Source organism: Novosphingopyxis baekryungensis DSM 16222, from assembly GCF_000420305.1.
In the GTDB taxonomy this organism is placed as follows: Bacteria; Pseudomonadota; Alphaproteobacteria; order Sphingomonadales; family Sphingomonadaceae; genus Novosphingopyxis; species Novosphingopyxis baekryungensis.
This window is the reverse complement of sequence record NZ_ATUR01000008.1, coordinates 46,184-71,270: the sequence shown is the minus strand read 5'-3', so window position 1 is coordinate 71,270 and position 25,087 is coordinate 46,184. Positions and strand designations below refer to the sequence as shown.

28 protein-coding genes are annotated in these 25,087 nt (G+C 63.0%); 15 read left to right on the top strand and 13 right to left on the bottom strand.

Annotated features, from left to right (window positions below; genetic code table 11):
- Window positions 1-3 precede the first annotated feature (3 nt).
- From G410_RS0113305 to G410_RS0113290, 4 genes are all read left to right on the top strand, one after another.
- Window positions 4-945 carry an alpha-E domain-containing protein gene (locus G410_RS0113305; protein WP_022674160.1) on the top strand — a complete coding sequence of 314 codons (942 nt, stop codon included), beginning with the start codon at window positions 4-6 and terminating at the stop codon, window positions 943-945.
- 5 nt (window positions 946-950) lie between these two features.
- Window positions 951-1,751: a transglutaminase family protein gene (locus G410_RS0113300; protein WP_022674159.1), complete on the top strand. Its 801-nt coding sequence runs from the start codon at window positions 951-953 to the stop codon at window positions 1,749-1,751.
- A 75-nt stretch (window positions 1,752-1,826) separates the two neighbouring features.
- Entirely contained in the window at window positions 1,827-2,588 is a 762-nt protein-coding gene (locus G410_RS0113295; RefSeq protein ID WP_022674158.1) for a proteasome-type protease, read from the top strand.
- A gap of 59 nt (window positions 2,589-2,647) precedes the next feature.
- Window positions 2,648-3,352 (top strand): 6-phosphogluconolactonase, encoded by a 705-nt coding sequence (locus tag G410_RS0113290; RefSeq protein WP_028971461.1) that lies wholly within the window; start codon window positions 2,648-2,650, stop codon window positions 3,350-3,352.
- Window positions 3,353-3,424: 72 nt separating this feature from the next.
- Here G410_RS0113290 and G410_RS0113285 read toward each other — a convergent pair whose 3' ends face one another.
- From G410_RS0113285 to G410_RS0113260, 6 genes are all read right to left on the bottom strand, one after another.
- On the bottom strand, window positions 3,425-3,817 hold the full coding sequence (locus G410_RS0113285) for a PilZ domain-containing protein (RefSeq protein WP_084489256.1): 393 nt from the start codon (window positions 3,815-3,817) through the stop codon (window positions 3,425-3,427).
- Between the two features lie 101 nt (window positions 3,818-3,918).
- The gene (gene dksA / locus G410_RS0113280; protein ID WP_022674155.1) at window positions 3,919-4,395 is read right to left on the bottom strand and encodes an RNA polymerase-binding protein DksA; all 477 of its coding nucleotides are present in this window, start codon (window positions 4,393-4,395) and stop codon (window positions 3,919-3,921) included.
- Between the two features lie 531 nt (window positions 4,396-4,926).
- The gene (locus tag G410_RS18225; protein ID WP_022674154.1) at window positions 4,927-5,067 is read right to left on the bottom strand and encodes a hypothetical protein; all 141 of its coding nucleotides are present in this window, start codon (window positions 5,065-5,067) and stop codon (window positions 4,927-4,929) included.
- A gap of 225 nt (window positions 5,068-5,292) precedes the next feature.
- On the bottom strand, window positions 5,293-5,733 hold the full coding sequence (locus G410_RS18220) for a hypothetical protein (protein WP_211215026.1): 441 nt from the start codon (window positions 5,731-5,733) through the stop codon (window positions 5,293-5,295).
- 51 nt (window positions 5,734-5,784) lie between these two features.
- Window positions 5,785-6,171: a hypothetical protein gene (locus G410_RS16845; RefSeq protein ID WP_028971458.1), complete on the bottom strand. Its 387-nt coding sequence runs from the start codon at window positions 6,169-6,171 to the stop codon at window positions 5,785-5,787.
- 132 nt (window positions 6,172-6,303) lie between these two features.
- Complete coding sequence (locus tag G410_RS0113260) at window positions 6,304-6,744, bottom strand: host attachment family protein (protein WP_028971457.1); 441 nt, start codon at window positions 6,742-6,744, stop codon at window positions 6,304-6,306.
- Window positions 6,745-6,853: 109 nt separating this feature from the next.
- Here G410_RS0113260 and surE point away from each other — a divergent pair, with 109 nt between their 5' ends.
- The 3 genes from surE to G410_RS0113245 all read left to right on the top strand — a co-directional run bounded on the left by surE (window position 6,854) and on the right by G410_RS0113245 (window position 9,943).
- Window positions 6,854-7,627, top strand: a complete 774-nt coding sequence (surE, locus tag G410_RS0113255) for a 5'/3'-nucleotidase SurE (RefSeq protein WP_022674151.1) — start codon at window positions 6,854-6,856, stop codon at window positions 7,625-7,627.
- Window positions 7,628-7,733: 106 nt separating this feature from the next.
- Window positions 7,734-8,882: a LysM peptidoglycan-binding domain-containing M23 family metallopeptidase gene (locus tag G410_RS0113250; protein ID WP_028971456.1), complete on the top strand. Its 1,149-nt coding sequence runs from the start codon at window positions 7,734-7,736 to the stop codon at window positions 8,880-8,882.
- Window positions 8,882-9,943 (top strand): potassium channel family protein, encoded by a 1,062-nt coding sequence (locus G410_RS0113245; protein WP_022674149.1) that lies wholly within the window; start codon window positions 8,882-8,884, stop codon window positions 9,941-9,943. Before G410_RS0113250 ends, G410_RS0113245 begins: the two co-directional genes overlap by 1 nt.
- Window positions 9,944-9,952: 9 nt before the next feature.
- Here G410_RS0113245 and G410_RS0113240 read toward each other — a convergent pair whose 3' ends face one another.
- Window positions 9,953-10,345: a DUF1761 domain-containing protein gene (locus tag G410_RS0113240; protein ID WP_022674148.1), complete on the bottom strand. Its 393-nt coding sequence runs from the start codon at window positions 10,343-10,345 to the stop codon at window positions 9,953-9,955.
- Between the two features lie 191 nt (window positions 10,346-10,536).
- On the opposite strand from G410_RS0113240, the gene rimO reads away from it, so the two are divergent.
- Together rimO and G410_RS0113230 are read left to right on the top strand one after the other, a co-directional pair.
- Window positions 10,537-11,916, top strand: coding sequence for a 30S ribosomal protein S12 methylthiotransferase RimO (rimO, locus tag G410_RS0113235; protein WP_022674147.1), 1,380 nt, complete (start codon window positions 10,537-10,539; stop codon window positions 11,914-11,916).
- Window positions 11,917-12,140: 224 nt separating this feature from the next.
- Entirely contained in the window at window positions 12,141-13,646 is a 1,506-nt protein-coding gene (locus tag G410_RS0113230) for a flavin-containing monooxygenase (RefSeq protein ID WP_022674146.1), read from the top strand.
- Between the two features lie 12 nt (window positions 13,647-13,658).
- Here G410_RS0113230 and G410_RS0113225 read toward each other — a convergent pair whose 3' ends face one another.
- Entirely contained in the window at window positions 13,659-14,504 is an 846-nt protein-coding gene (locus tag G410_RS0113225; protein ID WP_022674145.1) for a PdaC/SigV domain-containing protein, read from the bottom strand.
- Between the two features lie 56 nt (window positions 14,505-14,560).
- Here G410_RS0113225 and G410_RS0113220 point away from each other — a divergent pair, with 56 nt between their 5' ends.
- The 3 genes from G410_RS0113220 to argC all read left to right on the top strand — a co-directional run bounded on the left by G410_RS0113220 (window position 14,561) and on the right by argC (window position 17,429).
- Window positions 14,561-15,943 carry a leucyl aminopeptidase family protein gene (locus tag G410_RS0113220; RefSeq protein ID WP_022674144.1) on the top strand — a complete coding sequence of 461 codons (1,383 nt, stop codon included), beginning with the start codon at window positions 14,561-14,563 and terminating at the stop codon, window positions 15,941-15,943.
- A gap of 74 nt (window positions 15,944-16,017) precedes the next feature.
- Window positions 16,018-16,413: a MarR family transcriptional regulator gene (locus tag G410_RS16840; RefSeq protein WP_022674143.1), complete on the top strand. Its 396-nt coding sequence runs from the start codon at window positions 16,018-16,020 to the stop codon at window positions 16,411-16,413.
- A gap of 89 nt (window positions 16,414-16,502) precedes the next feature.
- Window positions 16,503-17,429 carry an N-acetyl-gamma-glutamyl-phosphate reductase gene (gene argC / locus G410_RS0113210; protein ID WP_022674142.1) on the top strand — a complete coding sequence of 309 codons (927 nt, stop codon included), beginning with the start codon at window positions 16,503-16,505 and terminating at the stop codon, window positions 17,427-17,429.
- A gap of 9 nt (window positions 17,430-17,438) precedes the next feature.
- Here the strand turns inward: argC and G410_RS0113205 are convergent, their stop codons facing one another.
- Complete coding sequence (locus tag G410_RS0113205; protein ID WP_022674141.1) at window positions 17,439-17,648, bottom strand: hypothetical protein; 210 nt, start codon at window positions 17,646-17,648, stop codon at window positions 17,439-17,441.
- Window positions 17,649-17,805: 157 nt separating this feature from the next.
- Here G410_RS0113205 and G410_RS0113200 point away from each other — a divergent pair, with 157 nt between their 5' ends.
- The 3 genes from G410_RS0113200 to rpoZ all read left to right on the top strand — a co-directional run bounded on the left by G410_RS0113200 (window position 17,806) and on the right by rpoZ (window position 19,842).
- Window positions 17,806-17,985, top strand: a complete 180-nt coding sequence (locus tag G410_RS0113200) for a hypothetical protein (RefSeq protein ID WP_022674140.1) — start codon at window positions 17,806-17,808, stop codon at window positions 17,983-17,985.
- 58 nt (window positions 17,986-18,043) lie between these two features.
- Window positions 18,044-19,408: a PQQ-dependent sugar dehydrogenase gene (locus G410_RS16835; RefSeq protein ID WP_022674139.1), complete on the top strand. Its 1,365-nt coding sequence runs from the start codon at window positions 18,044-18,046 to the stop codon at window positions 19,406-19,408.
- 98 nt (window positions 19,409-19,506) lie between these two features.
- Window positions 19,507-19,842 (top strand): DNA-directed RNA polymerase subunit omega, encoded by a 336-nt coding sequence (gene rpoZ / locus G410_RS0113190; RefSeq protein WP_022674138.1) that lies wholly within the window; start codon window positions 19,507-19,509, stop codon window positions 19,840-19,842.
- A gap of 170 nt (window positions 19,843-20,012) precedes the next feature.
- Here the strand turns inward: rpoZ and ftsH are convergent, their stop codons facing one another.
- The 4 genes from ftsH to G410_RS16830 form a co-directional block, all read right to left on the bottom strand.
- Window positions 20,013-21,968, bottom strand: a complete 1,956-nt coding sequence (gene ftsH, locus G410_RS0113185; RefSeq protein ID WP_022674137.1) for an ATP-dependent zinc metalloprotease FtsH — start codon at window positions 21,966-21,968, stop codon at window positions 20,013-20,015.
- 262 nt (window positions 21,969-22,230) lie between these two features.
- On the bottom strand, window positions 22,231-23,250 hold the full coding sequence (tilS, locus tag G410_RS0113180) for a tRNA lysidine(34) synthetase TilS (RefSeq protein ID WP_156851963.1): 1,020 nt from the start codon (window positions 23,248-23,250) through the stop codon (window positions 22,231-22,233).
- The gene (locus G410_RS0113175; protein WP_022674135.1) at window positions 23,174-24,094 is read right to left on the bottom strand and encodes a tol-pal system YbgF family protein; all 921 of its coding nucleotides are present in this window, start codon (window positions 24,092-24,094) and stop codon (window positions 23,174-23,176) included. Before G410_RS0113175 ends, tilS begins: the two co-directional genes overlap by 77 nt.
- 143 nt (window positions 24,095-24,237) lie before the next feature.
- A complete protein-coding gene (locus G410_RS16830) occupies window positions 24,238-25,056 on the bottom strand; it encodes a helix-turn-helix domain-containing protein (protein WP_022674134.1) in 819 nt (272 codons plus the stop codon).
- Between the last annotated feature and the right edge of the window lie 31 nt (window positions 25,057-25,087).

Genomic DNA, 25,087 nt, shown 5'->3' with positions numbered 1-25,087 from the left:
GCGATGCTAGGGAAAACAGCAGGGGGCCTTTATTGGATGGCCCGGTACATGGAGCGCAGCGAAAATTATGCGCGGCTGCTCGAAGCGGGTTTACGCATTGCGATGACGCGCAGTTCCGCAGCAAGCGAGGAGTGGGCGTCCGTGCTCACCACCGCTGGCGGGCGGTCAGCCTATCGCCGCAAATATGACGAATTCCGGCAATCGCAGATCATTGACTGGATGCTGCGGGACCGCGAAAACCCATCGAGTGTGCTCAGCGTGGTCAAGATGGCACGCGACAATGCCCGTCTTGTGCGCACCGCGCTCACCCGTGAAGTGTGGGAATCGGTCAACGAATGCTGGATGACGTTGAAAGACGCGCTGGCCGCGCCAGTTGCGGACCGCGATCTGCCGGACATGATCGATCTGATTCGTCGTCAAAGCGCCTTGGTGCGCGGCGCGATGCTCGGCACGCTGCTGCGCAATGACGGTTTTCATTTTGCTCGTCTCGGCACCTTTATCGAGCGGGCGGACAGCACGGCACGGATCGTGGACGTAAAATATTTCGTACTTCTGCCGTCGTCGATCAGCGTCGGCTCCAGCTTCGACAATGTGCAGTGGGAGACGATCCTGCGCTCCGTATCCGCGCACAGTGCCTATCGCTGGGCAGTGGGCGGCGAGCCGACGGCGCGCTCGATCACCGAATTCCTGCTCTTCAATCGGCAGCTGCCGCGCAGTCTGGCTTTTTGCTATGACAATATTGCCAACTGCACGAATGAGATCGCAGCGGAATATGGCGAAGAGCTGGACAGTTGTGCCAAGGCCCGCACCATTGCGGGCATGCTGCGCAACAGCAGTATCGAAGCGGTCTTCGACGAAGGCCTGCACGAATTTCTCAACGGTTTTCTTGATCAGAATGCGGCCGTGGCGGCTGCTATCGAGCAAGACTACCGGTTTCTGGAATAATCATTATGCGTATCAAGATCTTTCATCGCACATCCTATACCTATGACGCGCCGGTTTCCTACGGCCTGCAGCAGATCCGCCTGACGCCCAAGGCGCGGGCGGGGCAGCGGATCATCGACTGGTCGATCGACGTCGAAGGCGGCCATAAGGAGCTGTCGTTCGAGGACGAGCACAACAATGCGGTCGACTTGGTCCGTATCGATCAGGGTGCAACGGAGCTGTCCATCGTCTGCCGGGGCGAAGTCGAGACACCGCAGAATGACGGCATTCTCGGTGTGCACGGCGGCTATGCACCGCTCTGGCTGTTCCGCCGGGAAACCCCGCTCACCACCGTGGGCGATGGGGTGCGCGCGATCATCGAAAAGGTGCGCAGCACCGATAACGGGATCGCTCAGCTGCACAAACTTTCAGCCACCATCCGTGATCAGGTCAGCTATGAAACCGGCACGACCGGGGTGGAAACGACGGCGGAAAACGCTGTCGAATCCGGCCATGGCGTGTGTCAGGACCATGCCCATATCTTCCTCGCCGCCGCGCGCAACCTTGGCTATCCGGCCCGCTATGTCTCGGGCTATCTGAAGATCGACGATGTGGTCGATCAGGATGCGACCCATGCCTGGGCGGAGGCCTATGTCGAAGGCATCGGCTGGATCGGTTTCGATGTGTCCAACGTTATTTCGCCAGATGAGCGCTATGTTCGCGTGGCCACCGGGCTGGACTATCCGGGGGCTTCTCCGATATCGGGCATGCGTTATGGCAGCGCGTCCGAAAAGCTGCATGTCGATTTGCAGGTACAGCAGCAGTAACAGAAATATCTGGCGGTCTTTGCGCCGCCCGCTCAGTCAGGCAGCCCGTCGCTGCCGCACAGGAAAGACGATTTCATGACCTATTGCGTAGGCCTCAAACTTGATCGGGGCCTCGTTTTCATGTCGGACACCCGCACCAATGCCGGTGTCGACGACATTTCAACGGTAAAGAAGATGACGTGCTGGGAGGTGCCCGGGGATCGCGTGATCGTGATCCTGAGTGCTGGCAATCTGGCGACCACGCAGGCGGTCATCAGCCTGATCGACGAGCGGTCCAAGGCACCGGCGGATCGCACGCCGACCATCATGGGCGCGCCCTCGATGTTCCAGGTCGCCACGATCGTGGGCGATACGCTGCGCGAGGTGATTCGCAAGCAGGTGAAGGAAAGCGGCGGAAAGCCGGGATCGTTCAGCGGCACGCTGATCGTCGGCGGGCAGGTGGGCGATGGCGATCCCACGCTGTTCTATGTCTATCCCGAAGGCAATTTCATCGAAGCCGGGTTGGACAATCCCTTTTTTCAGTCAGGCGAAACCAAATATGGGCGGCCCATCCTGGTGCGGGCCTATGATCCCAAGATGACTTTCGAGCAGGCAATCAAGCTCATGCTCGTGTCGTTCGATTCCACCATCCGCGCCAATGCCGGCGTCGATCCGCCAATCGACATGATGGTGGTGGATCCCGAGAGCAAGAGCGTGCTGCATAGTGGCCGTTTCCAACCGCACGATCCCTATTTTGCGCAGATTTCCACAGGCTGGGGGGATGCGTTGAAACAGGCCTTCAATTCGCTGCCAGATTTTAGTTTCGATACGCCCAGGGATGACACCGGCATCGTTTGATCGCAGCGCACTAGCGGCCTATGGCGAAGGGCATGAGCAAGGAAGAAAGCGAAGTCGCGATGACGGAAGTCGAATGGTGGGAGTTTGAAGACGAGAACGAAATGGCCGATGCCGTTTCGGGCGATATCGGCTTCATTATCGAAAGCGCATTGGAAGCGCGCGGACAGGCGCTGGTCGCCTTTCCGGGCGATCCTGAGTTGCAGCCAGTGTTCGACAAGCTGGCCGCACGCGATCTGCGCTGGAAGAACGTCACCATCATTCCAACCGACGATCGTCTGGTGCCGGTGGACGATCCGCGCTCCAACATTGCCAATATCGCACGCACTTTCCTGCCGTTGGGTGCCCGCGTGCTGCCGATCACCAGCGATGCCGCCGACTACAAGCTGGCAGGCAGCGCGGCCGATGCGCGTCTGAAGGATCTGCACTGGCCGCCGGACCTCGTCTGGCTGGGTGCGGGCACCGACGGCAGCACTGCGGCGATCTATGCCGGGCCGGATATGGATGAAGCCATTGCCGGACCAAGCGAGCGCCGCGCCGTCGGCGTGCGCCCCGATCCGATGCCGGAAGGTGCCGCGGTAGACCGCGTCACGCTGACAGTGCCCGCCATTCGCGATTCGCGCACCGTGTTGTTCACCATTTCTGGCGACGATGAGAAGACCGTGCTGGAATCCGCGATTGCCGAAGGGGCATCCTCGTCCGTGCCGATCGGTCGGCTGTTCGGCGAACTGAAAGTGCCGGTCGACATCTATTGGCTGGAGGGCTGATCCCGACGTAGGGGGCCTTGGCAAAGCCGCGACGTCCAGATGACCGGGCCTCGAAAGAATCGGTGTCCCGGCTCAGCCCTTGCGGCCGAGCGGGCGGCTCATGCTGTCGATCTTGCGGATGAAATTGGGCCGATCGTCCTTTGAACTGAGCGGCTGGCGGACCAGCTTCGGGTCGATCGGATGGTCGAACGCGATGCCGAAACGGCCTTCGGCCTTCCACGCCACCTTGCCTGGTACATCGCCGACATTGCGCAGATCGACATGGACAACGTCCCCACGTTCCACCTGAACCGGGGCCTCGCCCATCATGCCGCCGGCGGACAGGTTGCGCACGCGCACCGCGATATCGCCTGGCGCGGATGCGAGCCGCATCGTGGCCTTCAGAAACAGACTGTCCCGATCCTTGTCGCGCTGCACGGAGCCATCAGTGTCAGCACTGAACGGGGGCAGGAACGGCTTGGTCATGATCGCGTCTGTGGCCTCGATAGCTGCTTTTCTATCGGCCACCATAGCCGTGCGATCATCTGCAAAGCGTTAACGCTGTTTGGAAAATTGCAGATTGCGCTTTAGTCGTCGCGGGAGATTTTCTCGCGCCGTTCATGGCGTTCCTGCGCCTCGACCGTCATGGTCGCTACCGGGCGTGCACGCAGCCGGCCTAGCGAGATCGGATCACCCGTCACCTCGCAATACCCATATTCACCATCCTTGATCCGGCGCAGCGCGGCATCGATCTTGCCTACCAGCTTGCGCTGCCGATCGCGGGTGCGCAGTTCGATTCCCCAATCGGTCTCGCTGGACGCACGATCATTCTGATCGGCCTCGCGAATCGGGCCTTCCTGCAGATTGTTGAGCGTGCCGCTGGCTTCATCCAGAATGGCGCGTTTCCATTCCAGCAGCATATTTTCGAAATAGCGCAGCTGACGATCGTTCATGAACTCTTCGTCGTCAGACGGGAAATATCCGTCGGCCGGCGCGGCTTGCGCCAGGCCGCCATGGTCTGTTCCAGGCAGGGCTTGCTCGTCGCGATCCAAGGCGTGCTCCATACTCACTCTCCGACACGGGGTCTCCCCCGATTGCCGGGGCGGCGGCCCACCGGTATTGCCATGGGCGCGGCCTATAGACAGGCCGCCGGGCGGGCACAAGCTCTCTATGGACCAGGCTCTCTGTGGATTAAGCCGGTGGTCAGGCAGCTTCGCGAGCTGGGCAAGGCGGCGCTCAGGGGCTAGTTGCGCGCGATATGCAACATGTTGGCGCCGCAGAGTGCCATGACGGGACAGAGCCCCTTCGCCGGCACGCTTTACCATCGATAAGGCATAGGTTAACATAGAATCAGGGTTAACTGCATTGAGTTTAACCGTTTATTCTGGCTTCTATCGCATGACGAAGGCGGAAATCGGCGGATCGACCGTCTTACCCGACCCATAATGAGAGAGAACATTCATGTCCGTAAAGATGGCTATGGCAAAATTATGTGCCTGCACTTGCGGTGGTGCGATCATCGGTGGCGGCGTAATGCAGATCACGAACAGCCCGGCGACGGCGCAAGAACAGGTGCAGCAGGTCGCCAAAGAAAGCTATCCCGTCCAGAAACTGCGGTCCCGCTCGATATCCAAGGGCAAGCCCGCGCGCCGGGTGAAGCGCACGGCCAAGCTGGTGCGCACGACCACGACGACGACATGCGCGGCCACGCCCACCGTGGTGACGGTGGCGTCCAATGATCCAGGGCCTCTACCCCGGTTGCCGACCGACCAAACGGCGCCGACCTATTATGATCCGCCCACCGAAACGGTCGCGGGTGGATCGGGCGGCGTGCCCATATTGGTCGGTGGGTCCGGTGGGTTTGGCGGCGGCTTCGGCGGCGGCGGTTTCTTTGGCGGCTTCTTCGGCGGCGGTGGGGGCGGCGGCAATATCGTCATCCAAGGCCAAGGGCAGGGCCAGGATCAGGGGCAGGGCGTCAATGTCGACGTCAACGTGTCCAATGGCGGCAGCTCGACCTCTACCTCCACCGGCGGATTTTCCAGCACGGGCGGATCGACCTCGACCTCCTCTACATCCGGCGGTGTCTCCACCTCGACGGGCGGCGTCAGCACCTCGACCGGCGGTGTGAGCACCTCGACTGGCGGCGTCAGCACCAGTTCGGGCAATGTGAACAACAGCACTTCGACAGGCGGTTCTAGTTCCAGCACCAGCTCGGGCAATGTCGATATCAGTAGCTCGTCCGGCAACAACAGTACCAGTTCGTCGAGCAGCTCGGGCAATGTGTCGAGCAGCTCTTCGTCCAGTTCGTCAAGCAGCAGCAGCTCCTCTTCCTCTTCCAGCTCATCCGGATCCTCCAGCTCGAGCGGCGGTGGCAAACCAGGCAAGCCAGGGAAACCAGGCAAGCCCGGCCATCCTGGCAGCAGCGGTTCGTCCAGCTTTGGTGGTTCGTCCAGCTACGGCGCTTCATCCGGTTCCAGCGGCTCGTCCGGCTCCTCCGGTTCCAGTGGTTCGAGCGGATCCTCCGGTTCCTCCAGCAGCTCGGGCAGTTCCTCCGGCTCCAGTTCGGGTTCGTCCGGATCGTCCTCGTTCGGCGGCAGCAACGGTTCTTCCAGCTTCGGCGGCACCTCGTCCAGCACCGGGTCCAGCGGTTCGTCGGGCAGCTCGACCAGCAGCGGTTCCAGCGGGTCTTCGTCCAGCAGCAGTTCCAGCTCATCGAGCAGTTCTTCGAGCGGCGGCAGCTCTGGCGGTTCGACCGGTGGCACCGACGTGCCGGCCCCGCCGATGATCCTGTTGTTCGGTGCCGGCGCGGCAGCTTTGTTCGCACGCAAGAAGTTCGGCAAGAAAAGCGATTCCGCTGAAGAGCGGGACGACGCCTGATCCGCCTGTAGCGGCACGGCAGATGTAAAAAAGGGCGGCCTGTGAGGGCCGCCCTTTTCTGTTTATCGCTCTGCAGTACTGGCTAGGCCACGAGGTCAGCTGGCCTTGATGATCTTCTCGATCTCGTCCAGCGGATGCCCGGTCAGTTCCTTGTCGATCTCACCAATCAGGCGCTTCTCGACTTCGCTGTGATAATGTTTGCGCATCTCTCCGAGCGTGCGTGGCGGCGCCACGACGATGAGCTGCTCATATTCATTCTTCAGCGCGCGGGTTTTCAGCATGTCCGCCGCGTCCGCAGCAAAGCGATCCTCGGCCAGTTGATGGAAATCGGTTTCCTCATAGGCACTGCGTGCGCTGCCGGAGCTTTCCTGCACGCGGCCACGCCGGTTGGCGGTCAGTTCGCGGTCCGGCGGATTGTCGTCCTTGCGCTTTCCTTCGACTTCCAGGTTCGGATAATCGGAATCGCCGTCATTGCGCAGCCAGAGCAGCTTCTCTCCATCGCAAACGATGATGGCGACATCATGGGGAATGTTCATATTTTTCGTCTCCTTCATCTCACCCAACGGGCGGCATCACGGGCGGTTGCAAAAGAGCGCGCGCGCCGTGCCTTGCTTGTGCAACAACCCACCGGCATAGGCTCGCGTCATGCGTATTCTTTTGACCAATGATGACGGCATTCATGCCCCCGGCCTCAAAATCCTCGAAGAGATCGCTGCCGAGCTTTCGGACGATATCTGGATCGTGGCTCCCAGCGAGGAACAGTCCGGCGCCGGCCATTCGCTCACGCTGACCCGCCCGGTGCGGCTGCGCCAGCATGGCGAGCGGCGTTTTTCGGTCAGTGGCACCCCCACCGATTCGGTGATGATGGGGCTGAGCCAGGTGCTCGGGAAGGATCGGCGGCCGGATTTGATCCTGTCCGGCGTCAATCGCGGCGCGAATCTAGGCGACGATGTAACCTATTCGGGCACCGTGTCCGCCGCTGTCGAAGGCGCGCTGGCCGGGGTCCGCTCGATCGCACTCAGTCAGGTCTATTCGCGCGAAGGGATGGGCGATGATGTCCCCTTTGCAGCGGCGCGCGGTTGGGGTGCAAAGGTGATCCGCCCCCTGCTCGACACCCCCTTCGCGCAGCGCACGCTCGTCAACATCAACTTTCCGCCCTGCGCTGCCGAGCATGTGGAAGGTGTGCGCGTGGTGCGGCAGGGCTTCCACGATTATCGGCGCTCCAGCATCGTCAAGGGCACCGATCCGCGCGGCTATGATTATTACTGGTTCGGTCTGCAGGGTGTGGAACACACGCCCGGCCATGAGACCGATCTGGAGGCGATCCAGGACAGCTTTGTTTCGGTCACGCCGCTGCAGCTCGATCTCACGCATAATGCGTCGCTCGATCCCATCGCTCAGGCCTATGCTGCCATTTAACCTTGTTTGCTAAGAATGCTGGCAAAGTCGGGTGGCTGTGCCTAGAACCCCGGATATGCGGGGAATTTCGGTGAGGTGGCGCAAGAGCAGCTTGACGGGCGCCGGCATGCTATGCGCCACGGCCTTGCTCACCGCTTGCATCCCCCAAGGCTCCGGACCCGCGCCGCGCACAGCCAGCGCAGACGGTGCGCGCAATGGGCCGACGCGGCTGGGGCCGCTCCTCGAAACCGATGACGGCGCGTTGATCGCGCCGCCGCGCCCTACATGGGATGGCGGCCAGGTGATCAGGCGCGTGCGCGATGTGCCGGGCGGCCATTATGTCGTTCAGCGCGGCGATACGCTGCGCGGCATCGGAAATCGCAGCGGCGCCGGATCGGAGGCGATTGCGGCGGCCAATAATCTGGCTCCGCCGTTCACCATCTATGCGGGCCAGCGCCTCGTTATCCCGGGCGGCAACTATCATAGCGTAGCGGCGGGCGAGACGGGCATCGCCATCGCGCAGGCCTATGGCATCAGCTGGTCCGACATGGTGGCGCTGAATGGACTGGAAGAGCCCTATATTCTGCGGATCGGCCAGAAGCTGCGCGTGCCGAATGGCGCCGTCGCCCGCACCGCCACCGCCGCAGCCGGTCCTGCGGCGCGATCGAGAGCGGCCCCATCTGCCGCTGGGAACGCCTACAGCCCGTCCGCCCCGCTCGCGCAATCCTCCGCCGCAACCGGCAGGCTGGAGCAGCGCGCCGCCGCCTTTTCGATCGGCATCGACGATATCGTGACCGGCAGCCAGCCCGCGCTGGCCGAAGGACGGCGCGCGACGGCTGCGGTGTCCCGGCCCGCCGCGGCGGTGCAGACCGCCATCGCGCAGCCCAAGGCGTTCGACGGCAATTTCCGCTGGCCGTTGCGGGGCAGAACGCTGTCCGGTTTCGGCTCCAACCGGGACGGGCGGATCAATGACGGCATCAACATCGCGGCCAAGATCGGCACGCCCGTGCTGTCTGCCGGCAGCGGCGTGGTGGCCTATTCGGGCGATGAGATCGGCGTGTTCGGCGGGCTGGTGCTGATCGACCATGGCGGCGGCTGGATCACGGCCTATGGCCATCTGGGCCAGCTGGACGTGGTGCGCGGCCAGAAAGTTTCTGGCGGACAACCGATTGGCCTTGTCGGCCAGACCGGCTATGTGAGCGAACCGCAGCTGCATTTCGAAATACGGCAGAAGCGCAAACCCGTCGATCCCATGAAAAAGTTGCCCAACGCCTGATGGCCAAACCGCAGGAAAGTCAGGCGCGCTCGCGCCAGCGCAGCCGCACCGCGACGCTGCACCGCAAAAGCTCGGTGCCGGTGTGGGCGGATGCGATCATGCGCACCTTGTTCGTCTTCGCGCTGATCGGACTGGCGGTGGCGGTCCACTGGTTTGACCGGACGGGCCTGCAGGACAATTATGACGGCGATGTCAGCTTTCTGGACGTCGTCTATTTCACGATGATCTCCATCACCACCACCGGCTATGGCGATATTGCCCCGGTGACCGAGCGGGCGCGGATGTTTGATGCGTTGATCGTGACGCCGATCCGTATCTTCGTGGTGCTTATCTTTGTCGGCACGGCCTATAATTTCGTGCTCAAGCGAACCTGGGACAGATGGCGTATGAAAATCCTCCAGAACAACCTGCAGAACCATATCGTGGTTGCCGGCTTCGGCGTCAGCGGGCAGCAGGCCACCAAGGAGCTGTTGGCGCGCGGGCAGGACCCCAAGACCATCGTGGTGGTGGACAGGGACAATGACGCGATCGCCGCCGCCGAAAGCATGGGCTGCACCGTGCTGAACGCCGATGCCACGCGCGATGAGACGCTGAACGATGTGCGCATCCAGACGGCCTGTTCGGTGATCGTCTCGGCCGGTTCGGACGACACGTCGATCCTGATCGTGCTGACGGTGCGCCATCTGGCGCCCGACGTGCCGATCAGCGTGACCGTGCGCGCGACGGACAATGAGCTGCTTGCGCGGCAGGCGGGCGCAAACAATGTGATCAACCCGGTGAACTTTGCCGGCCTGCTGCTGGCGGGCAGCTGCCATGGTGAGCATATCGCCGACTATATTGCCGATCTCGCCTCGGTCACGGGCCGCGTGGCGCTGGCCGAACGCGCCATTTCTCCGGAAGAATATGGCATCCCGATGACCGGTCTGAAAAGCGGCGTCGGCGTGCGGCTGTACCGCGATGGCCAGCCCTTCGGCTATTGGCAGCAGGAAGCCCAGTCTTTGCAGGCGGGCGATCTTGTGGTTGAGATCGTGCCGGGAACCGGTACTAGCGGCGACAAATAGGCTGCCTGTTCAACCCAGAAACGCGAACACCAGCCCCATCGCGGCATAAAAGGCGAGCCAGTAGCCGGCATCGATGAAGAACAGCTTCCCCGGTTCGCGGCGGAAAAGATAATTGGTGCCGATCGCCGGGATCACAAAGCCCAGCGCAATGCCGGTCGAGATCATCATCACGATGTGGAAGGGCGGCTGGCCGATCCGCGCGAACAGATGCGCCAGCATGGTTGCCTGCAGCAGCGCAAACAGGAAGGCGACGCCGTAGATCTTGTAGAGATGCCCGCGCCCCTCATCATGCTCCGTCCGCCCGATGAGGCGCATCCAGGCCGTTCCGAACAAAGGCCCGTACCACAGCCCGCCGACCAGAAAGGCGGCTAGCGCGGCGAGCAGGATGGTGAGGATATTCATCGATCGGGGCCTTTATGGTTCATCCAGCGTCCACCTCTGTAATTTCGGCGAGAGCGGGAATGCAGGAAAGACGCTACCCGCCTTATGCCCCGAATCCCAGGTCTCGCGCGCAATCGTGCGGTCACGCAAAACCATGGGCCGTGCGGCCCCACGTGACAATCCCCTCCACCGCGCCTATCTGGCGTCACATCATGGCAACGAAAATCGAACAGGCGCCGAAGGTCGGCATGGTATCGCTGGGCTGTCCCAAGGCATTGGTGGATAGCGAGCGCATTCTGACGCGCCTGCGCGCCGATGGTTATGACATGGCGCCCGATTATGACGGCGCGGACGTTGTGCTGGTCAACACCTGCGGTTTTCTGGACTCCGCCAAGGAAGAGAGCCTGGAGGCGATCGGCGAGGCGATGGCCTCCAATGGCCGCGTGATCGTGACCGGCTGCATGGGCAATGAGGCCGAGGCGATCCGCGCCCGCTTTCCCGATGTGCTGGCGATCACCGGCGCGCATCAATATGAAGATGTCGTGGGCGCGGTGCATGCTGCGGCCCCGCCTGCGCGCGGTGCCTATGTCGATCTCATTCCGAATCTGGACAGCATCGGCGGGCTGAAGCTCACGCCGCGCCATTACAGCTATCTGAAGATTTCCGAAGGCTGCAACCATCGCTGCAGCTTCTGCATCATCCCGTCCCTGCGCGGCGATCTGGCCAGCCGCCGCATCGATGCGGTGCTGCGCGAGGCGGAAAAGCTGGTGGCGGCGGGCACGAAAGAGCTGCTCGTCATCAGTCAGGATACCTCGGCTTATGGCGTCGATATCCGGCATCAACCGCGCGCCTGGAAGGGCCGCGACGTGCGCGCGCACATGACCGATCTGGCGCGCGAACTGGGCGGCCTGCGCACCAGCGACGGCGCGCCGCCATGGGTACGGCTGCATTATGTCTATCCCTATCCCCATGTCGATCAGGTCATCCCGCTGATGGCCGAGGGGCTGCTGACCCCCTATCTCGACATTCCGTTCCAGCATGCCGCGCCGTCGGTGCTCAAGCGCATGAAACGTCCGGCCAATGAGGCCAAGGTGCTGGGCCGCCTGAAAAGCTGGCGCGAGATATGCCCAGACATCGCGGTACGATCGAGCTTCGTCGTCGGCTTTCCGGGCGAGACGGAAGAGGATTTCGACTATCTGCTCGATTGGCTGGATGAGGCCCAGCTGGACCGGGTCGGCGCGTTTCGCTTCGAATCTGTGGAGGGCGCGGCGGCCAATGCGCTGCCCGATCAGGTGCCCGAAGCGGTGAAGGAAGAGCGCTATGCCCGCATCATGGAGAAGACCGCCGCGATTTCGGCGGCCAAGCTGCAGGCCAAGATCGGCCGCACCCTGCCTGTGATCGTGGACGACGTCGGTGAGGCGGACGAGGATGGCGATATCGGCGCCACCGCGCGCAGCCAGGCCGATGCGCCGGAAATCGACGGCAATGTGTTTCTGCGCAACGTGTCTGCCGATCTGAAGCCGGGCGACATCGTCCAGGCCGAGATCGAGGATGCCGACGAGCATGATCTGTTCGGTGTGCCGACCGCCTGACCTGTCCTGCATGGGGCAGGGCTGGCTCAGGCTTCGGCCATGTCCATGTCGTCCGCCTCCGTCGGGCTTGCAGCGATAGGGGCTGGGGCGGGCGGCATCTGGCAGGGTGCGTATCGCGACGAACGCATCCTTCCATGCGGTAAAAATGCGGCGCTGCTGCGAATTGCCGCTAATCCATTGCTTTATGCAACGGACGGGATAAGCTCTCGCGAGGAGAGCATGATATGAGCGAGCAGCAATTCGACGTTCTGATCGTGGGCGCGGGCATTTCCGGCATTGGCGCGGCGGTGCATCTGCAGCGCGATTGCCCCGGTAAAAGCTTCGCCATATTGGAACAGCGCGCGGACCTGGGCGGGACCTGGGATCTGTTTCAATATCCCGGCATTCGGTCCGACAGCGACATGCACACGCTGGGCTTCGATTTCGAACCCTGGACCGAGCAGAAAGCGATTGCCGACGGCCCTTCGATCTGGCGCTATTTGCACCGTGTCGCCAAAGAGCGGAACATCGAGCAGCATATCCGCTTCGGCCAGAAGGTGATGACCGCCAGCTGGTCGAGCGAGACCGCGTCATGGACGCTCGAATGCAGCGGCGATGATGGCGCACACAGCCGCTATACCGCCAGCTACCTGTATTTGGCGTCCGGCTATTATGATTATGAACAGGGGCATGAGCCGCCCTTCGAGGGGCGCGAGGCCTTTGCCGGACAGATCGTCCATCCGCAATTCTGGCCCGAAGATCTGGATTATAGCGGCCAAAAGGTGGTGGTGATCGGATCGGGCGCCACGGCTGTCACGCTGGTGCCGTCTATCGCCAGGAAAGCGGCGCATGTCACCATGCTGCAGCGCACGCCGACCTGGTATGCCATCCGCCCGTCGGAAGATGCGCTGGCCAATGGCCTGCGCAAGATCCTGCCGGACAAATGGGCCTATAAACTGATCCGCACGCGCAACGTGCTGTTGCAGCGCTTCATCTACAATCGCGCGCGCAAGCGCCCGGATCAGGTGGGCGAATTTCTGCACGGCAAGGTGCGCGATGCGCTGGATGGGGAGATGGACAAGAAGCACTTCCAGCCGCCCTATAATCCGTGGGAACAGCGGCTGTGTCTGGTGCCGGATGCGGACATGTTCGCGGCGCTCAATCGCGGCGATGCCGAGATCGTGACCGATCAGATCGATCGGTTCGATGAAAGCGGTATCCAGTTGCAATCCGGCCAGCATCTCGATGCGGATCTGATCGTGACCGCGACAGGCCTGAAACTGGCGGTCGCCGGGAAGATCGCGTTCCAGGTGGATGGCGCGCCGGTCGCCTTTAACGAGCAATATTATTATAAGGGCGCGATGTTCTCCAACATCCCGAACCTCGCGGTGGTGTTCGGCTATGTCAACGCCAGCTGGACGTTGAAGGCAGACCTTGTCGCGCGCTATTTCTGCCGGCTCATCAACACGGTAGATGCCAGGGGCGCGGATTTTGCGCTGCCCTATCTGGCGCCGGACGCGAAGGGGGAGGCGGAAGATGCGTTCGACTTCTCGTCAGGCTATTTCCAGCGTTCGATGGCTATCCTGCCCAAGAACGGTGCAGAACAGCCATGGAAGCTCAACCAGGATTATCTGCTCGACCGCAAGATCCTGTTGAAGGGCGCGCTGGACGACGGTGTCTTGCAGTTCCGCACCGCGGATCGGGCCGCCGCGCCGCAGACGCGCGACGCCGCGCTGGAGCCAGCCGAATAGATCGGCCCCTGCTCAGCGCATGACCGAGAAGCTGTCGGCATAATCGGCCTTCACCTGATCGCGCACCGCCTTGGTGATGGGCAGGGTGACTTCATAACTGCCCTCGGCATAAGGTCCGGCGGCATAGGGGCCGATCAGAAAGCCCAGGCGATTGAAGGTCTTGCCGTTGGAAGACCCCAGAATCAGCGTCTGCTCCAGCGGATCGATACAGTCGCTAAAGCCATCTCCAGCCGCATCGACGTCGCCGCCCCGCTTCTTGCGCTGTTCTGCCGCCAGTTGTTTGCAGAAGGCGGGCCGGATCGCGGCGTTCAACGCGGCGGGCGAGGTAAAGAAATCGATCGGCTTGCGCTCGGTATCGGCCTTTTTGTCCCATATGAGCGTGTCGAAGCCGCTGTTGCCGTGCGCGCCGCCGGTGAAGGCATAGATCTCTTCCGACAGGCTCAGAAAACCGGGAATATCCGCCACCTTTTTCCAGCTATGCTGCTGTTCATAGGGATGGAAAGGAAAGTCGCTGCTATCCCGTTCCCGCTTCCCTTCGCTGGCGAGCGCCTTGAGCTTAGCCTCATTGCTTTGCGCGTCGCGTTTCAAGATGTTCGCCAGCGCGGTGGGCACGGCAGGAACGTCATAGGTGAACGCGTACAGGGCATTATCCTGCTTATAGCTATAGGCGCTGGTCTCGCCGGAAGCGGACGCGCTGCTGTTGGCGCTGCTGCTGCTCGATGCGCTGGCGCCGTCGCCGGTTTGCGTGGACGTGGCGGACGCGGTGCTGCTGGTCGTCTGCCCGGTTTCATCGGTCTGCGCAGAGGAACATGCTGCAAGGATGAGGGCGGATGAAAGGGCCAAAAGACTGACGCGCATCGATATTCTCCGTTCTGGGCTGGGCAGGCCGCCCTGCGACCGGCTATGGTCGTGACATGACAGATTACAGCAAGCTCCTGCGCCCGGACAATGGGCAAGACGCCCATATGATCCACCTTGTATCCGCCGATGGATTCGAAACCTGGTCCAAAAGCCGAAGCGCGCCGGAACGCGCGGCGATGGCGGGCCAGAAGTTCAGCGGCGATGCCGCCAGTTTTGCCATCCTGCCGCAGGATGGGGAAAGCTGGTCGGTGGTGGCCGGGGTGGATGATCCTGCCGCGCTTACCACCTGGTGCCTCGCAAAATTGGCCGAAAGCCTTCCGGCAGGCACCTATCGTTTGGCCGAGTGCAGCCCCGGCGCGGCCAGCTTCGGCTGGCTGATGAGCCATTACAAGTTCGATCGCTATCTGGACAAGACGCCCGATGGTCCGCGGGTTTTGCTGACCGATCAGCCGGCCCGGATCGACGAAACCGTGATGCTGGCGCAGGCCACGGCGCTGGTGCGCGATCTGGTCAACACCCCGCCGATCGACTGCGGACCGCCCGCCCTGGAAGCCGAGGCGGAGCGAATCGCCAAGGAGCATGGCGGGACCGTGGACGTCAACCGGGGCGACGCTCTGGCCACCGGTTATCCCTTGATCCAGGCCGTGGGGCAGGCCGCCATGCGGGAACATGCCCCGCGCCTGATCGAGCTGCGGTGGGGCCGTGAGGATCATCCGCGCCTCGCCATTGTCGGCAAGGGCGTGATCTTCGATTCGGGCGGACTGGATGTCAAATCCTCCACCGGCATGCGCTTCATGAAGAAGGATATGGGCGGGGCTGCCCATGCGCTTGCGCTGGCGGAACTGGTGATGAAAGCCAGGCTGCCCGTGCGGCTGCACATGCTGGTGCCGGCGGTGGAAAATGCGATTGCAAGCAACGCCCTGCGTCCGGGTGACATCATCACCGCGCGCAGCGGCACGACGGTGGAGATCGACAACACCGATGCGGAGGGCCGCCTGATCCTGGCCGACGCGCTGACCAAGGCGGGGGAAGACGATCCGGAACTGGTACTGGACTTCGCCACGCTCACCGGCGCAGCGCGGGTCGCGCTTGGCCCCGATCTACCGGCCATGTTCGCCTCCGAAGACAATCTGGCCGACGGGTTGATCACGGGCGGCAATCTGGAAGGAGACCCGATCTGGCGGATGCCGCTGTGGGACGGGTATTTGGAGATGCTGTCCAGCGACATCGCCGATTGCGCGAACAGCGCCACCGGCGGGTTCGCCGGATCGGTCACGGCGGCGCTCTTCCTGAAGAAGTTCGCGCCTGCGACGGCCGCTTGGGCGCATTTCGACACCTTTGCCTGGCGCCCGAGCGCCAAACCCGGTCGGCCGAAGGGCGGCGAGGCGCTGGGCCTGCGCGCCAGCTTTCACTATCTGAAAGCCCGGTACGGCTGAGGCGGCCGCGATCGCAGGAGAATATAACGCAAAGGAAACCAATTCTGTGCGGGGCCGTTCTTTAGGGCATGGCAATGGACCAAGATCCGCTCTCGACCACCGATGCGATGCTGGACTGGATGGAAACGCTGATCGCATATGTGCGATCGGGCGATCCAGACCTGACCAATCGCCAGATGGCCATTATCTTCACCGTCTATACGCGGCGGGGGCCCCACACGGTTCGTGGGCTGGCGGAACGCCTGAAGGTGTCCAAGCCCGTTATCACCCGTGCACTGAACAAGCTTGGCCAGCTGGGCTATCTGCGCCGTCAGCGCGATGAAGATGACGGACGGAACGTCTTTGTGGTCGGCACCGACAAGGGGGCCGGGTTTCTTGACCGGTTCGAGCGGTTTATCCGATCGGACCGCGACGGACGCGACGGTGGTTTCCCGAAACGGAGCGACCTGCCGAGCCTCGTCAATCACTAGGCACCGCCCGCGCGCCATTTCGTCCTTGAATTGAACAGGGCATTGCCCTTTCAGGGTAGGCGATTTTCTCATCATTATTGGACGAGCCGATGGCCAGTATTTTCATAGACGGCGCTGCCGGTACGACGGGCCTCGAAATACGCGAGCGCCTGTCGCAGCGCCCTACGCTCGATTTGATCATTTTGGACGAGGCCGATCGTAAGGACCCGGAGGCGCGGCGCGCTGCGATCGAACGCGCCGATGTGACCATCCTTTGCCTGCCGGACGATGCGGCGCGAGATGCCGTTGCCATGGCATCGGCCGATGCGCGCTTTATCGACGCATCGAGCGCGCACCGCACCCATCCGGACTGGACCTATGGCTTTGCCGAACTCACGTCCGATCGCCGCACCGCCATCGCCGATGCGCGGCTGCTGTCCAATCCAGGCTGCTATCCGACCGGTTTTCTGGCGCTCGTCGCGCCGCTGGTGGCGCATGGCCTGTTGAAGGCCGACTGGCCATTCAGCGTCCACGCCGTGTCCGGCTATTCCGGCGGCGGGAACGCCATGATCGCCCGGTTCGAGCAGCCGGACGCCCCGGCATTTCGCAGCTATGGGCTCTCCTTGGAGCACAAGCATCTGGCCGAGATGCAGATGCAGGCCGGCCTGACCGATCTGCCGATATTCTCACCCGGAGTGGTGTCCGGATTTCGCGGCATGATCGTCGAGGTGCCCGTACCGGCGGCGGCGATGACAATGGACGGTTCACCGCGCGCGTTTTCCGAAGCGCTGGCCGAACATTTCGCCGGCGAACCGCTCATCACCGTCCATCAAAACAGAGATGCGGATGAGCTGTTGGTCGCACGCGCCGAACAACCGTCCGACCGGCTCGACCTGTTTGTGTTTGCAAGCGGTGACGGGCGGCGCACGCGGCTGATCGCGATGCTCGACAATCTCGGGAAAGGGGCCAGCGGCGCCGCGGTCCAGAATCTGAACCTCATGATCGGTGCGCCGGAGACCGAGGGTCTGCGGCTTTAGGCTATCCTGTCAGTGAACCGCACCCGGTGCCTGCGCGGTGGATAGGTAGATGATCAGCCGCTCGATCTGCCGCCAGCGGCAGAATTGCAGGGCATTGCCGCAGTCCCGGCTCTGCTCGGCGCGCTCCGCCGCTTCCAGCCCCGCCTCCGGGCCAAAGCTTTTCATCAACCGGTCCGCCTGAGCCACATCGTCGCGGTTCAGGAATGTTGGCGCCTGCATGCCATGCCTCATATTTGATCGAGATGAGCGGGGGCCGGATGGCCCTGCTGCAGGCCGTGTAGGACAGGTCCTGTGCAGGAAGGATGGAGGGGGTTGGTTTACACGCCGTTGAGGCTTTTCCTTGCTCCCCATGGCCCGGCGTGCGACACCGTTTGGCATGGCGAACACACCAACGAAAAACCCGATTGCCGGTGGATTCTTTATCGCGGCCGGCATGCTCGGCGGCGCCATTCTGGGCGCTTTCAATGGCCAGCCCTCGCTATACATGATCATCGGGCTGGGCTTGGGCTGCGCTGCAGCGCTTGCCATCTGGCTGATCGACAGGCGGCGCGGCTGAAGCGGATTCTGGGTAGGCAATTCTTGCCAGCCCGCGCCGCAAAGTTTAGATCTGCGCCATGCTGAAACATGTCCGCAATCTTGCGATCCTCGTCATCCTGCTGGCCATCGTGGTCATCTTCTGGGTGACCCGTCCGGACGAGGCCACGGTGCCGATGGACAAGATGGTCGGCGTCGACCCGGTGCTGGTCGATCCGCGTCCGCAAATGGTTCCGACCGTGGATATTGCCGATGTGTCGCGCTGGAGCGCCGATGAAAAGCCCGTGCCGGCCCAGGGTCTGGTGGTGGAGCGCTTCGCCGACGGACTGGATCATCCGCGCAATCTCTACACCTTGCCCAATGGCGATATTCTGGTGGCCGAAAGCAACAGCCCTCCGCGAGAGAATGGCGGCATTCAGGGCTGGGTGATGAAGCATTTGATGGGCAAGGCCGGGGCGGACACGACCTCCGCCAACCGCATCACCCTGCTCAGGGACAGCAATGGCGACGGCACGGTCGATCTGCGTTCGACATTTCTGAAAGGCCTCAACTCGCCCTTCGGCATGGCGTTGATCGGTAATGTTTTCTATGTCGCCAACACCGACGCGCTGCTGGCTTTCCCCTACAAAGAGGGGGCAACCGAAATCACCGAAAAGGGGCGCAGTATCTATGCCCTGAACGCAAAGGCGCCAAACAACCACTGGACCCGCAATCTGGCGGTCAGCCCCGATCAGACGAAGATCTACATCGCGGTCGGCTCCAACAGCAATGTCGGCGAGAATGGTCTGGAAACGGAAAAGGGCCGGGCGATGGTCATCGAATATGACATCGCGACCGGCAAGGGCATTCCCTATGCGGTGGGCATGCGCAATCCGGTGGGCCTTGCCTTCTATCCCGGCAGCAACACGCTCTGGGCGACGGTGAACGAGCGGGACATGCTTGGCTCCGATCTGGTGCCGGATTATCTGGCCGAGGTGGAGTTTGGCGCGGATTATGGTTGGCCCTGGCATTATTGGGGCGGCTATATCGATCCGCGCGTCGAGCCCGGCCGGCCGGAGAAACGGCAATATGAGCGGCGCCCCGACTATTCCCTGGGGCCGCATGTCGCGCCGCTTGGGATGCTGTTTGCGGACCGCACCCGGCTCGGCGCACCCTTTGACAACGGCGCTTTCGTGGCGCGGCACGGCAGCTGGAACCGTGAGCCGCTGTCCGGATATGACGTGATTTTCGTGCCCTTCCGCAATGGCCGGCCCACCGGCAAACCGGTGAATGTGCTCGGCGCGTTCGTGGACAAGGAGGGCAATGCGCAAGGCCGCCCGGCCATGCTCGGCGCGGACCGCACCGGCGCGCTGCTGGTCAGCGACGATGTCGGCAATGTGATCTGGCGCGTGCGTCCGGCGGATCGGGCACAGGCGGGTGGCACGACGCCGGGCGAGACGCGCTGATCCGCTGACTGGTGCCGCATCGCTTGACTTGGAACGCCCCGCCGCCTACCTGCGGTCGGTCTTATACCCCGTCAGTTTCATGAAGTAAGGAGCCGTCCATGGCGCGCGTAACCGTTGAAGATTGTGTCGACAAGGTCTCGAACCGCTTCGACCTGGTGCTGTTCGCTGCCGAGCGGGCGCGCGAGATTTCCGGTGGTGCCGATCTGACGATCGATCGTGACCGCGACAAGAACCCCGTCGTGGCGCTGCGCGAGATTGCCGAGACCACGGTCAAGCCGAAGCATCTCGAAGAAGGCCTCATCCAGTCGCTGCAAAAGGTGCAGGTCGATGATGATGACGAGATTGAGGAAGTCGGTTCGCTCAGCCAGTCCGCCGAAGCGCTGCGCGTAACCGCCGCCGCTCCGGCCCGCTCTGCGGGTGTCGCCCGCGACTGACGGTTGACCAAGCGATTGGCGAAAAGGGCGGCTTCCATGCCGCCTTTTTTGTGGCCTGTGCGCCTGGTGAGGGAGCGAATCGCTGCGCATGGCGATCGGCGAGTTGCGGCCGTAGCGCAAAAAAAAGGGCCCCGAGGGGCCCTTTTCTATTCAGATATTGATTGACCTGATCAGGCGCCCTGCGGGGTGGGATCGCCAAAGGGGTTCTTCGGCTTTCCGCGCCCGGCGGACGGGATGAGCGTGCCGACCTGCGGGGTTTCCGAAGGCTTCACGATCTCGCCATTCTCGCGTTCGAATTTGCCGGTTTCGAGCAGCTGCTTGATCTCATCACCCGACAGCGTCTCATATTCCAGCATTGCGTTGGCCAGCTGGTGGAGCTGTTCGTCATGCTCGCTCAGCAGCGACTTGGCCCGCTCATAGCCTTCCTCGACGATGCGACGGATTTCCTTGTCGATCTTCTTGGCGGTCTCGTCCGACATGTGGCTGCGCTGCGATTGCGAATAGCCGAGGAAGGTCTCGCCCTGCGGCTCTTCATATTGCAGCGGACCCATTTCGTCCGACATACCCCACTGCGTCACCATGTCGCGGGCGAGCTTGGTGGCATATTGGATGTCGCTCGATGCGCCGGAGCTCACCTTGTCATAACCGAAGATGATTTCTTCGGCAACGCGGCCACCCATGGAAACGGCCAGGTTCGCATGCATCTTGTCGCGGTGATAGCTGTAGCTGTCCCGCTCCGGCAGACGCATGACCATACCCAGCGCACGGCCACGCGGAATGATGGTGGCCTTGTGGATCGGGTCGGATGCCGGCTCGTGGATCGCGACGATGGCATGGCCGGCCTCATGATAGGCGGTCATCTTCTTCTCATCGTCGGTCATGACCATGGAGCGGCGCTCCGATCCCATCATGACCTTGTCCTTGGCGTCCTCGAACTCCTGCATGGCGACGAGGCGCTTGGCGCGGCGCGCGGCCAGCAAGGCGGCTTCGTTGACCAGGTTGGCCAGGTCCGCACCGGAAAAACCGGGCGTGCCGCGCGCAATGGTGCGGCCATCGACATCGGGTGCCAGCGGCAGCTTCTTCATATGCACGCTCAGGATCTTCTCGCGGCCCTCGATATCGGGACGCGGGACGACGACCTGGCGATCGAAACGGCCAGGGCGCAGCAGGGCCGGATCCAGCACATCGGGACGGTTGGTCGCCGCAATGATGATGATGCCTTCATTGGCCTCGAAACCATCCATCTCCACCAGCAGCTGGTTCAACGTCTGCTCGCGCTCGTCATTGCCATTGCCGACGCCTGCGCCGCGATGGCGACCGACGGCGTCGATTTCATCAATGAACAAGATGCAGGGCGCGTTCTTCTTCGCCTGCTCGAACATATCCCGAACCCGGGATGCGCCCACGCCGACGAACATTTCCACGAAATCGGAGCCGGAGATGGTGAAGAAAGGAACGCCTGCCTCACCCGCAATGGCGCGGGCGAGCAGGGTCTTGCCGGTGCCGGGCGAGCCGACCAGCAGCGCACCCTTCGGAATCTTGCCGCCCAGCTTGGAGAATTTGGTCGGGTCCTTCAGAAATTCGACGATTTCTTCCAGCTCCTCGCGCGCTTCATCGATGCCGGCGACGTCCTGAAAGGTCACCTTGCCATGCTTTTCGGTGAGCAGCTTGGCTTTGGACTTGCCAAAGCCCATCGCGCCGCTGGCGCCGCCGCCTTTCTGCATCTGCCGCAGCACGAAAAAGGCGATGCCGATGATCAGGACGAAGGGGAGCGACTGCACCAGCAGATACTGCCAGATGCTCGGCTGATCCTGCGCCATGCCGCTGGCTTCCACGCCATTGGCTTCCAGAAGCTGGTTCAGGCTGGTGTCGTTCGGTACCGGAATGGTCTGAAACTTGGTGTCGTCGGTATAGGTGCCGATGATCCGCTCGGGGCCGATCTGAACGCTTTTTACCGTGCCCGAAGCCACCTTCTCACGGAACGTGGAATAGCTGACCCCGTTCGCATCGGTGGCGCGGCCACCATCGAAAACCGAGAATACGAGGAGCACGGCCAGGATCGCACCTGCCCAGATCATCATGCTCTTCATCCAGGGATTGCCCTTCGGCTCCTGATCGTCGTTCATATTTTGCTCCAATCCAACCGGCTTAATGTAAGGCGGCGATGGTGAATGGCAATATAACGGATGGGCCGGAATCGCCGATTGATCGCGCGAAACCGGAGCCGGGCCGATTCGCGGGGCGCTTTAACCACGTTGCAGGTCGCTGAAAGGTCGCAAGCGTCACTAGAGGTCGCCGCCACAGCCAGACCGGGCGAATCGGGGCGGCGATGATCAGGAGAGGCGCATAGGGAGGGCGTTTGCCGAAGGCGTGGCCAGCCCATCGTCGTCATCGCTGCGCACGCGGCGGCGCCGGCTTGATATGCCAGGCACCGTCAGTCGGCACGCCCAGATGGTCGCCAAGGCTGCATCGCTGCCCACCTCGCAGCCGGTCGAGCGCGCTGTTCAAGCGGTCGCCGCGCGGCGGATCGCCGAGGCGGGCCATCGCCTCGGCCAGCAAGCGGCGCTGAATCTCCCGGGGGTACGGCGCCGCATGCAGAAGCAGCCCGCCCGCATCGTCCGGCGCAATGGCCAGCGCGGCTTCCCGGTGCATTACCCATTGCAGCGCCGCCTCGGCTTGCTGCATGGCATCGGCGGTGCGCTGGGCGGCGCGCGGCGCAAAGGCCGCGGCATGATCGGCCAGCAAGTGCCGCATGCGGACCCGGTCGAACGCGTGATCGCTGTTGCTCGGATCGTTCACCGGCGTCAGTCCGGCCGCGCGACAGATCGCGACCAGCTCCATCTTTTCGAAGGCGAGCAGTGGGCGCAGCACAGGCCCATTGCGCCGCCGGATGCCAGCCAGGCCGGACAGGCCGCTGCCGCGCGCCAGCCGCATCAGCAGGGTTTCCAGCTGATCGTCCGCATGATGGGCGGTCGCGATGAAGGGCAGGCCCTGCGCGTCGGCCCAGTCTTTCAGCAGGCGATAGCGCATTTCGCGCGCGGCGGATTGCACATTGCCGGTGAGTAGCTGGTCGGGCGTCAGGATACGATGCGGGATCGACCGGCTGGCGCAGATGCCCGCCACGAAGGTGGCCTCCGCCGCCGCTTCAGGCCGCAGGCGATGATCGACGGTGGCCGCAGCAATCCGGCCCGGCATGGCCTGCTGCGCCAGAAGCAGGAGCGCCAGACTGTCCGGCCCGCCGGACACGGCCAGCCCCAGGCGCGGCACCGGTGCGCCGGCCGCCCGTTCCAGCCCGCTGCCAAAGCGCGCAATGGCGTCCTCGGCGGTCAGATCACTTGCAATTGGCCTTCGCCCGGCCGGACTTGACCCGTTCCGCCAGACGCCCGGCGGCGACATCGGGATAGACATCGGTCAGCTCGGCATAGGCCTGGCAGGCTTCGCTCTTCTTGTTGAGATCGGTCAGCGCCACGCCGAGAAAATACAGGCTGTCGGGCGCGCGGTCGCCGCGCGGGTCCTTCTGGTAATTTTCTAGGAAATGCTGGGCGGAGGTGGCCGGTTTCTTGTCATCCAGCCAGGCACGGCCCAGCAGATTGCGCGCATAGCTGACGCGCGAATATTTGGGATAATCCTTCACCGTCTTGGCCAGCTGCACCTGCGCTTCGGGATAGAAGCCCGCCTCCCACAGGCGATAGCCATAGATATAGCTGTCTTCCGCAGCGTCGCCGGTGGAAGGGCGATCGATGGCGGCCACGGCCTTCTGGCGCGATGTGCCTGTAGCCGCCGGCTGGCTGACCTGTTTTTCGGCAGCAGGAGCCGGGCGGGCGGCCGGACGGTCCGGGGCCGCGCTCACCGGGCTGTCATCATCCGGAGCCGAAGTGGAGGCGGAGGGCGCCGCTTCCAGCCGCGCCAGACGGTCCTGCATCGCCTTCAGCTGCGTTTCCAGCTGGCGCATCTGGAAGCCGCGTTCCTCGACCTGTCCGGTCAGGCTGGCGAGCTGCGACTCCAGCGCGTCCACCCGCGCCATCAGATTGCCCACGGTCGTATCGCCGGTGGTGCCGGGCACGGTGCGCTGCGCTTCCGGCTGGATCTCCGGTTCGAAATATTGTCCCGATGCGCCCGGGAAAACCTTGCGCTGCAGCGCGCGCACTTCCTTTTCCAGCCGGTCGAGCCGGCCCGGCACGGTGGCATCCTGCGCGGTGGCGGCCACCGGGGTCAGCATGGCCGCGGCCAGGATAAGAAATTTCAGACGCATCTCGATGTTTCCCTCTCTGGCGCCCCCGCGCCGGATGTTCAGTTTTCGCCCGGCACAGGTGGCAGGTGCCTGGCGCGGCATTCGGCCAGTTCAACCATGTGCAGGCTGACAGCTGCATGAATGATGGTGGCCCATCACAAGGATCAGGCCGCTGGTTGCTGCGTGCCGCCCTCGTCCCGAGCCATCAGCGCCTGCGCGCTGATGCCGACATCCTTGATCGCGCGCTCCGGCGGGCCGAGCGGTGCGACATTCTGTCCATCGATCGTGACCGTCACAGCTTCCGGACGGCCGATATTGATCATCGGATTATTGGCCTGTTTGGGCACTTCATAGCGCTCGCCCGGTTCCAGTGTCTTGATCAGCAGCGTTTCATTGTCGGCATTATAGACGCGCACCCAGACTTCCTTGCTCGCGGTCAGCACCACCTGGCCATCGGCAGTGGGGCCGGCGGGCGGGGTGGGCGCGGTGACGGCGGGCACGGCGGCGGCGCTCTGCGCCACGGTGGTTTGCTCGGGCAGATAGGGATCATCGGATTCGCCGGACCAGAACAGGCCACGCCAGACGCCATAACCGATCACCAGCAGCACCGCGATCAGCGCCGCCGTCCACGCCAGCATGCGCGGCGGCGTGCGGGCCGGATCGGCGGGCTGGAAATTGTCCTGCTCGCCCCGGCGCTGCTGACGCGGTTCGTCGCCCACTTCCTCGTGCAGCTGATCGGCCACCAGCTGCTCGTCCACGCCCACGGCGCGGGCATAGGCCTTGGCGAAACCGATCTCATATGTCAGCGCGGGCAGCGCGTCATGGTCCGATGCCTCGATGGCCTTCAGATGGCGTATCGGCACGCGGGTCTTGTCCGCAATATCCGCCAGCGACAGGTCCTGCGCCTCACGCTTTTGCCGCAACATCGTGCCAACGCTTTCATAAGCGAAGGCCTCTTCGGGTTGCTCCTGGTCGTCGTGCACAATCCCTCCAGCTTTCCGTTAATCGGAAAGA

Coding starts and splice junctions, on each gene's coding strand:
- G410_RS0113205 (WP_022674141.1), bottom strand. CDS start 17,648: ATGCAGGCGCCAACATTCCTGAACCGCGACGATGTGGCTCAGGCGGAC.
- G410_RS0113305 (WP_022674160.1), top strand. CDS start 4: ATGCTAGGGAAAACAGCAGGGGGCCTTTATTGGATGGCCCGGTACATG.
- G410_RS0113295 (WP_022674158.1), top strand. CDS start 1,827: ATGACCTATTGCGTAGGCCTCAAACTTGATCGGGGCCTCGTTTTCATG.
- argC (WP_022674142.1), top strand. CDS start 16,503: ATGGCCAGTATTTTCATAGACGGCGCTGCCGGTACGACGGGCCTCGAA.
- G410_RS0113220 (WP_022674144.1), top strand. CDS start 14,561: ATGACAGATTACAGCAAGCTCCTGCGCCCGGACAATGGGCAAGACGCC.
- G410_RS0113290 (WP_028971461.1), top strand. CDS start 2,648: ATGACGGAAGTCGAATGGTGGGAGTTTGAAGACGAGAACGAAATGGCC.
- G410_RS0113175 (WP_022674135.1), bottom strand. CDS start 24,094: ATGCGTCTGAAATTTCTTATCCTGGCCGCGGCCATGCTGACCCCGGTG.
- G410_RS16835 (WP_022674139.1), top strand. CDS start 18,044: ATGCTGAAACATGTCCGCAATCTTGCGATCCTCGTCATCCTGCTGGCC.
- tilS (WP_156851963.1), bottom strand. CDS start 23,250: ATGTCTATCCCGATGTCGCCGCCGGGCGTCTGGCGGAACGGGTCAAGT.
- surE (WP_022674151.1), top strand. CDS start 6,854: ATGCGTATTCTTTTGACCAATGATGACGGCATTCATGCCCCCGGCCTC.
- G410_RS0113245 (WP_022674149.1), top strand. CDS start 8,882: ATGGCCAAACCGCAGGAAAGTCAGGCGCGCTCGCGCCAGCGCAGCCGC.
- G410_RS0113225 (WP_022674145.1), bottom strand. CDS start 14,504: ATGCGCGTCAGTCTTTTGGCCCTTTCATCCGCCCTCATCCTTGCAGCA.
- G410_RS0113250 (WP_028971456.1), top strand. CDS start 7,734: ATGCTATGCGCCACGGCCTTGCTCACCGCTTGCATCCCCCAAGGCTCC.
- rimO (WP_022674147.1), top strand. CDS start 10,537: ATGGCAACGAAAATCGAACAGGCGCCGAAGGTCGGCATGGTATCGCTG.
- ftsH (WP_022674137.1), bottom strand. CDS start 21,968: ATGAACGACGATCAGGAGCCGAAGGGCAATCCCTGGATGAAGAGCATG.
- dksA (WP_022674155.1), bottom strand. CDS start 4,395: ATGGAGCACGCCTTGGATCGCGACGAGCAAGCCCTGCCTGGAACAGAC.
- G410_RS0113200 (WP_022674140.1), top strand. CDS start 17,806: ATGGCGAACACACCAACGAAAAACCCGATTGCCGGTGGATTCTTTATC.
- G410_RS0113230 (WP_022674146.1), top strand. CDS start 12,141: ATGAGCGAGCAGCAATTCGACGTTCTGATCGTGGGCGCGGGCATTTCC.
- G410_RS0113260 (WP_028971457.1), bottom strand. CDS start 6,744: ATGAACATTCCCCATGATGTCGCCATCATCGTTTGCGATGGAGAGAAG.
- G410_RS0113240 (WP_022674148.1), bottom strand. CDS start 10,345: ATGAATATCCTCACCATCCTGCTCGCCGCGCTAGCCGCCTTTCTGGTC.
- G410_RS16840 (WP_022674143.1), top strand. CDS start 16,018: ATGGACCAAGATCCGCTCTCGACCACCGATGCGATGCTGGACTGGATG.
- rpoZ (WP_022674138.1), top strand. CDS start 19,507: ATGGCGCGCGTAACCGTTGAAGATTGTGTCGACAAGGTCTCGAACCGC.
- G410_RS0113300 (WP_022674159.1), top strand. CDS start 951: ATGCGTATCAAGATCTTTCATCGCACATCCTATACCTATGACGCGCCG.
- G410_RS0113285 (WP_084489256.1), bottom strand. CDS start 3,817: ATGACCAAGCCGTTCCTGCCCCCGTTCAGTGCTGACACTGATGGCTCC.